Here is a 6,764-nt window from a genome sequence, read left to right on the forward strand (position 1 = left end):
GCTACCGTCATAAAGAGAAGGCGTCGAATTGACTCTTGACCGTGTCGCCCGCTGCAATCAATTGCTCCAGGCTCTGCTGATTCAGTCCAAGCGCCTGAATGCTGTCGAGCTTGAGCAGCTCGGCAGCATCGAGAAAGTCGACCATGCTATGGCGCGCGAGATCCACTGCCGCGGCGAGAAAATGACTTTGCTGTTGTGCTGACTCATCAAGCTGGACGCCGCCATCCGCAAGGGTCGGCAGGCTGCTATCGGTGTCTCTTGAGCCGAGATAGTTGCCGATGATGGCATTGATCGAGGCTGGCAGTTTCCAGCTCTTCAGCGCCAGCGCCGTTGCCTGGGGCGTCAGCTCATAGGCGATGTCAATTACGAATTCGAGTTGTTCGGTAATGTCTTCCATGCCGGTCGACTCAGCCACATCGACGACTTCCTGCATCATGATGGGAAGGCCTACCGAGTGCAGAAGGCCGCACAGAAAAGCTGTGTCGGCATCACCGTGCATGTGCTGGGCCAGACGACGGTTCCACAGGGCGGTCATCAGCGCATGCTCGCAGGCATTCTGTACATGACCTTCCAGCCCTGGGGCGTCGAACAGGCGAGCGTTCAGCGAACTGGCCAGGGCGATATCCCTGATGATATTCATGCCCAGCCTTCCGATCGCCTGCTGGATCGAGGTGATGCCGCTGGCCGAAGCATAAGCCGCGCTGTTGGCCGTGCTCATGATCTTGCCGACGATGGCCTGGTTGGTCTGCACGACCTTGAGGAGGTCCTGAGCGCTGGAATCCGGGTCCTGCGTTACCCTGATGACCTGAAGCGCCGTATCGGGCAGCATGGGGATGTCGATTTCCCCCTTGTCCACCCGTCGCTCGACCGTGTCTACGAAACTGTTTGCTGTTCTGTCGCTGATGACTGTCATAAGGGCCTGCCTGAAAGACGTTCATTACATGGTTCGGCGTTTGGAACTACGTCTTCTAAGTCTAATCGGCCTTGCGATTTTAACCAGCTGATCGCCTGGGTTTGCGAAGCCGGCCACAGGATGGTGCTGGCATTCAGTGGATTTATGCGGTGAGCCGTTTGACCATCGGCGCTATCCAGCCCTTTGGCAACAGCCGTGGCGACTGTACGATCAGCTTGTTGAGCAGACCATGAACCTTCACTGGTTCCCCCTTGAGCATGGCCTGGTAGGCTTCCAAAGCTACCGTTTCGGCGTCCATGATAGGCGTATGTTGAAGGGCCTTGACCTTGGTGGAACCGGAGCGCTCGAAAAACTCGGACTTTGTCGGGCCAGGGCAGGAAGCCGTTACACTCACGCCAGTACCCTTGAGTTCAGTAGCCAAGGCTTCACTGAAGGACAGCACGAAGGCCTTGGTCGCATGGTAGACCGCGTGATTAGGGCCGGGAACGAACGCTGCTATTGAAGCTATATTCAGAATATACCCTAACTCCCGCTGGACCATGTCTCTTGCATACAGATGCGATAAGGTCGTCAGCGCCACTACGTTGAGCGCAATAGTGTCTTCATTAAAGCCTGGGTCCTGACCTAACCATTCACCAAAAGTCCCCCGTCCAGCATTGTTGACCAGGCAATCGACGACGATATTTCGCGATCTTGTTTCATCGTAGAGCGCACGTGCGGCGTTACTGCGGGTGAGGTCACAGGCGATCACCTGCACCTTGCAGCGGTAGTCGCGCTCGAGGTCGGCAGCGAGGGTTTCAAGCGCCTGCTCACGTCGCGCGACGATGACCAGATTCCAGTTGTCCTTTGCAAATTCGATCGCCAGCGCCTTGCCTATGCCAGAAGATGCGCCGGTGATCAATGCGGTTTTATTGTCCATGACTCTTTCCTTGGTGACGTCCGAACCTGAATCCTCGATATGTGGACACGAGCGCATGTCTTTGAGCGTATACGAAAGGGCTGATCGCCAGCGGATCATATGCTTTCGCGATTCAGGCTGTATTGGAAATACGAAGTTGTTAAGCTAACCCACTTACTCCGAAGTTGGCAATATGACTCTATGAGCGGCAACAAGAAGACGGCGCCAGCGGAACGTAACGCTCGAGTGCCCGGCAAAATGAATGGCATATCCGCAGTCGATGACCATGCAGGTCGCGAACGGCGACTGGTGGAGATCAATCTGCCCGTGCTGAGGCAGCAGACGGATCGGGCACTGCGCAGTGCGGGCCGATTTGCGCTCAGCACCATACGACTGCCCAAAGCTTTCTTGCCAGTGGTACAGCTGGTCGTCAGGGAAGACACACTCTCACGCGAAGAGCTCGCTTTCGCCCTCGACGAACTCTTCACTGCCTTGTACACCCATCCCATGGCGGATACCTCGCGAGCGTTTACCGGCTACCTTCGTCGCTATCGGCTGATCCCGAACGAGGAGACCACCGAAAACCTGATTCATTACATGGTCAGGCAGGTGACCAGTCGCAGTCCGGTGGAGATTCCGGAACAGGTCATCAACGAGTTCTGGGATTTTTTCCAGGAGCTGATCAGCGCGCCGGAGCTCAAGGGCGTGCTCGAACTCAATCTTGATATCACCCGCTCTGTTTTGCGCACCTATGAGCCGCTGCTGGTCGACCTGCTCAACCGAACCAAGCATATCCGCCGCTTCAATCAGTCGGCCATGACTGACATGGTGCAGAAATCGCGGGTGCTTCGAAGCGACCTGCTCATCCTGCGTCGCCAGATCAAGGCTATTCGTTATATCAAGCCCTTCCTGCAGACCGATCCGAAGGATTTCGCTACCCAGGCACAGATCGTCGCCAAGATGGTCAGCGAATTCGGACCGCTCTTCATCAAGATGGCCCAGGTCGCGGCGGCCAATGCTGACTTCCTGCCCGAGGAGATTGCCCGTGAGCTGAAAGTCTTCCAGCAGGATGTCGAACCGATGTCGGCGGATGACGTGAGGCAAGCCTTTATGGAAAGCTTCGGCAAGGAGCCCCACGAGGTCTATTTCAGCCTGGATATCAGCCGCCCCCTGCGCTCGGGTTCGATAGGCTCGGTTTATCTGGCGAAGCGACCGACTGTACAGAATGGGGTCGAAGTGCTCATTCCAGTCATCGTGAAAGTCAGTAGGCACAATCTGGAGCGTGAATTCCAGATGAGTTCGCTGGCGCTCGAGTTGATGCTGATTTCCAGCCAGTACTGGGCGCCACACAGTAAACTACGGCCTTTCCTGGCGTCGATGTCGAAACAGGTCTCCGAGTTTACCCGCGGATTCGAGCAGGAGCTCGATTTCCAGTCAGAGGCTCAGATCCAGACCCGTTTTCACGAACGTTCGCTGGACAGCGGGTTCTGGTCGGTGCCAAGGCTGTTCAATAATCGTGGACGGGTCATCGAGATGGAATATCTCGACACGGCTCGATCGGTCGAGCAGCTACTCACGGAGCTGCCAGCCAGGGAGCGGCCCCGTTTTCAGCGCAGTATTGGGCGGGATTTCGTCCACGCCGTATTACAGCACGTGCTGTGGTACCAGGAGTTTCATGGGGACCTTCACCCTGGCAACATCATGGTCGACTCCTATGGCCACCTCTTTCTCATCGACTGGGGTAAGACCGTGGATATGGAAGGCAAATGGGCTCAGGTGGGCCAGTATCTGCGAGGCGCGTTGACCGGCGATGTGGACGCGCTGGCGGACTCCCTCATTGCCATGAGTACGCAACCGGAGGAAAACCAGCAGCGGCGTGCTGCCATTCGAGCCGCATTGGCAGAGACCCTGGACAAGAAGCATGTCGAACGCCTGCGGGGCGTGCCCTGGAAGCCAAGATTCTGGCTGCAGTTGAAAGGAGAGGGGCTGTCGGGCTTGCAGAGAAGACTGCAGGCCGTGATGCACCTGTTATCCAACACTTATCAGCTGGGTATCATTGTTCAGAGCGACTATCTCCATCTGAGTCGCTCGCTCAGCGCTATGGTCGCGACCTATCTGCATATACAGCAGAAGCGGTCTGGTCTTATGATCACTGGCAATTTATTGATGGATCTGGGCCTTTTTGCGCCCCGAATGACCTATCTCGGTGCCAGAAAACAGGCCACACGTGCCTTGGTGAAAGTGTTTAAAAAATAAACAAATCTTGCATATCTTTACGCAACTTTACATACTGTTACAAGGGCGCAGAGCTGATCTGCGGTAGCTGTTTCCGTCAGCCAGATGCTGACCGGTATGTAAAAAGGAGCGTTTTTATGGATTTGCCACATTTTAAGATTCTCGAGCGTATGGCGAAAGAAGATCCGGAAGCGCTCGAGCAACTGAGACTGGCTCATGTCGAGGCCATTATCGCCGACGCTGGTCTCTCGAATGAGCGACGACTTCGTGGTCTGCAATTTCAGATCGACGCCATCCGCAGGGGGTCGTCAAATCCCATGGCCGCCTGTATCCGCATCAGCAAGTTGATGCACGATTCACTCATACAACTCAATACCGTGCTGCAATCAGAAGTTACCCCACCGACTGCCGCACTCTCGCAGTGCGCGCCCGCAGGGATGCCGGTCACGGCTGAGCAAGTCGGCTGCCAGGTCTATCAGTTCGAAAACTTCCGGGCCGCCAGGGCCTGAAGCATCGCTAGGTACAAGCCTGCAAGCCGATCACTGAAGATCGGCTTTTTTGTGTCTGAAAGGCTCAGTGTGCTTTCGGACGCTTGAAAACTACTCTGTCATCCCCACATTACTCACCACACAGGCTACAGACTTGGCTCGCGATATCTGCGGGTTTCTGTAGCGCCTCATTGCCTTGAACAAACAGTCAGAACAGGACACCGATATGAGCGATACGGTCAAAGAGACCCTAGGCTTCCAGGCCGAAGTCAAACAGCTGCTTCACCTGATGATTCACTCCCTCTACAGCAACAAGGAGATCTTTCTTCGCGAACTCGTCTCCAATGCCTCCGACGCCCTCGACAAGCTGAGATTCCGTGCGCTTGCAGACGACATCCTCTATGAAGGTGACGAAAGCCTGCGTATACGCATCGATTATGACAAGGATGCAGGTACTGTCACGATTTCCGACAACGGCATCGGCATGGACCGCGAAGAGGTCATCGCCAATCTGGGAACGATCGCGAAATCGGGTACAGCCGAATTTCTCGCGAATTTGTCCGGCGATCAGAAGAAGGATGCTGGTCTGATAGGTCAGTTCGGTGTTGGCTTCTATAGCGGATTCATCGTGGCCGATCGAGTGACCGTGCTCACCCGCAAAGCGGGAATGCCTGCGGATGCCGGTGTGAAGTGGGAGTCTGCTGGTGACGGCGAGTTCACGCTCGAGCCCCAGACCCAGGACAGCCGTGGCACGACCATCGTGTTGCACCTCAAGTCGGAAGAAAAGGAGTTTGCCGACGCCTGGCGCCTGAAGAGCCTGGTCAAGAAGTATTCTGATCACATAGCCTTTCCTGTCGAGATGCCTGTAGAAAAGAGCCCGGCTGACGACGAGGAAGACAAGACAGAGCGCAGCGCAGACGAAGCGGTCGCGTACGAAAGCGTGAACGCAGCGACTGCGCTGTGGACGCTGCCGAAATCCGAGATCTCCGATGACGAATACAAGAGTTTCTACAAGCATATTTCGCACGATTTCAGCGATCCCCTGACCTGGTCTCACAACAAGGTCGAAGGCAAGCTTGAATACACCAGTCTTCTGTATCTCCCGACGCGGGCTCCGTTCGACCTGTATAACCGTGAAGCACCCCGTGGCCTCAAGTTGTATGTTCAGCGTGTCTTCATCATGGATGACGCCGAGCAGTTCCTGCCGCTGTACCTGCGCTTTGCCAAGGGTGTGGTCGATTCAAATGACCTTTCTCTGAATGTCTCGCGTGAACTGCTGCAGAACGACAAGGCCGTTGAAAGTATGCGCGGTGGTCTGACCAAACGTATCCTCGATATGCTGACCAAACTCGCGAAAGACAATAAGGACGACGAGTACAGCAAGTTCTGGAAGGAGTTTGGCCGGGTGCTGAAAGAAGGCCCCGCTGAAGATTACGCGAACCGCGAAAAGATCGCGAAGCTACTGCGCTTCTCGTCTACGCATGACGACAGCGGTGCCGAAAGCGTTACGCTTGACGATTATCTCGAGCGGGCGCGTTCAGAGCAGAAGAAGATCTACTATGTGACTGCCGAAAGCTACAAGGCTGGTCTGCATAGCCCGCATATCGAGATCTTCCGCAAGAAAGGCATTGAAGTACTTGTCATGCATGACCGCATCGACGAGTGGATGATGTCTCATCTCAATGAGTATGCAGAGCATACCTTTCAGGATGTTGCCAAGGGCAAACTGGACCTGGGAGACGTTGAGACCGAGGAAGACAAGAAGAAGCAGGAAGAGGTAGAAAAGCAGGTCGAGCCATTGTTGACCCGCATCAAGGACGTGCTGAAGGATGATGTAGAGGCAGTTCGAGTGACGCATCGCCTCACCGATTCTCCCGCCTGTCTGGTCGTGGCCGAGCATGATATGGGTGTGCAGATGCGCAAGATCATGGAAGCTGCGGGTCAGGCAATGCCTGAATCCAAGCCGACGCTTGAAATCAATCCTGAGCATCCTTTGCTCAAGCGTCTGGAGCAACAGTCAGGTGAGCGTTTCGACGACCTCACCAGAATCCTGCTGGATCAGGCGACACTGGCTGGTGGCGATCAACTGAAGGATCCTGGCGACTATGTCAGCCGGCTCAATAGACTGATCGTGGAACTGGCTGGCTAACGGTCCTGTCCCCAGGCCGTCTCCAAGGCCAGAAACGAAAAAGCGGCTCTACAAGGAGCTAATGCCGATCAGATAAGCACT

General features: G+C 55.3%; 5 protein-coding genes. 3 read left to right on the forward strand and 2 right to left on the reverse strand.

Annotation, left to right across the window (positions count from 1 at the left end; translation table 11 throughout):
• Positions 1-7: 7 nt before the first annotated feature.
• Both ABD735_RS18415 and ABD735_RS18420 read right to left on the reverse strand, forming a co-directional pair.
• Positions 8-913 (reverse strand): HDOD domain-containing protein, encoded by a 906-nt coding sequence (locus ABD735_RS18415; RefSeq protein ID WP_344809223.1) that lies wholly within the window; start codon positions 911-913, stop codon positions 8-10.
• Between the two features lie 142 nt (positions 914-1,055).
• Positions 1,056-1,832 carry an SDR family NAD(P)-dependent oxidoreductase gene (locus ABD735_RS18420; protein ID WP_344809224.1) on the reverse strand — a complete coding sequence of 259 codons (777 nt, stop codon included), beginning with the start codon at positions 1,830-1,832 and terminating at the stop codon, positions 1,056-1,058.
• A 180-nt stretch (positions 1,833-2,012) separates the two neighbouring features.
• On the opposite strand from ABD735_RS18420, the gene ABD735_RS18425 reads away from it, so the two are divergent.
• From ABD735_RS18425 to htpG, 3 genes are all read left to right on the forward strand, one after another.
• Positions 2,013-4,067, forward strand: a complete 2,055-nt coding sequence (locus ABD735_RS18425) for an AarF/UbiB family protein (protein ID WP_344809226.1) — start codon at positions 2,013-2,015, stop codon at positions 4,065-4,067.
• A 116-nt stretch (positions 4,068-4,183) separates the two neighbouring features.
• A complete protein-coding gene (locus ABD735_RS18430; protein WP_344809228.1) occupies positions 4,184-4,555 on the forward strand; it encodes a DUF3135 domain-containing protein in 372 nt (123 codons plus the stop codon).
• A 205-nt stretch (positions 4,556-4,760) separates the two neighbouring features.
• Positions 4,761-6,683: a molecular chaperone HtpG gene (htpG, locus tag ABD735_RS18435; protein WP_344809230.1), complete on the forward strand. Its 1,923-nt coding sequence runs from the start codon at positions 4,761-4,763 to the stop codon at positions 6,681-6,683.
• Positions 6,684-6,764: the final 81 nt, after the last annotated feature.

It is taken from the genome of Allohahella marinimesophila, assembly GCF_039538005.1.
Classification (GTDB): Bacteria; Pseudomonadota; Gammaproteobacteria; order Pseudomonadales; family Oleiphilaceae; genus Allohahella; species Allohahella marinimesophila.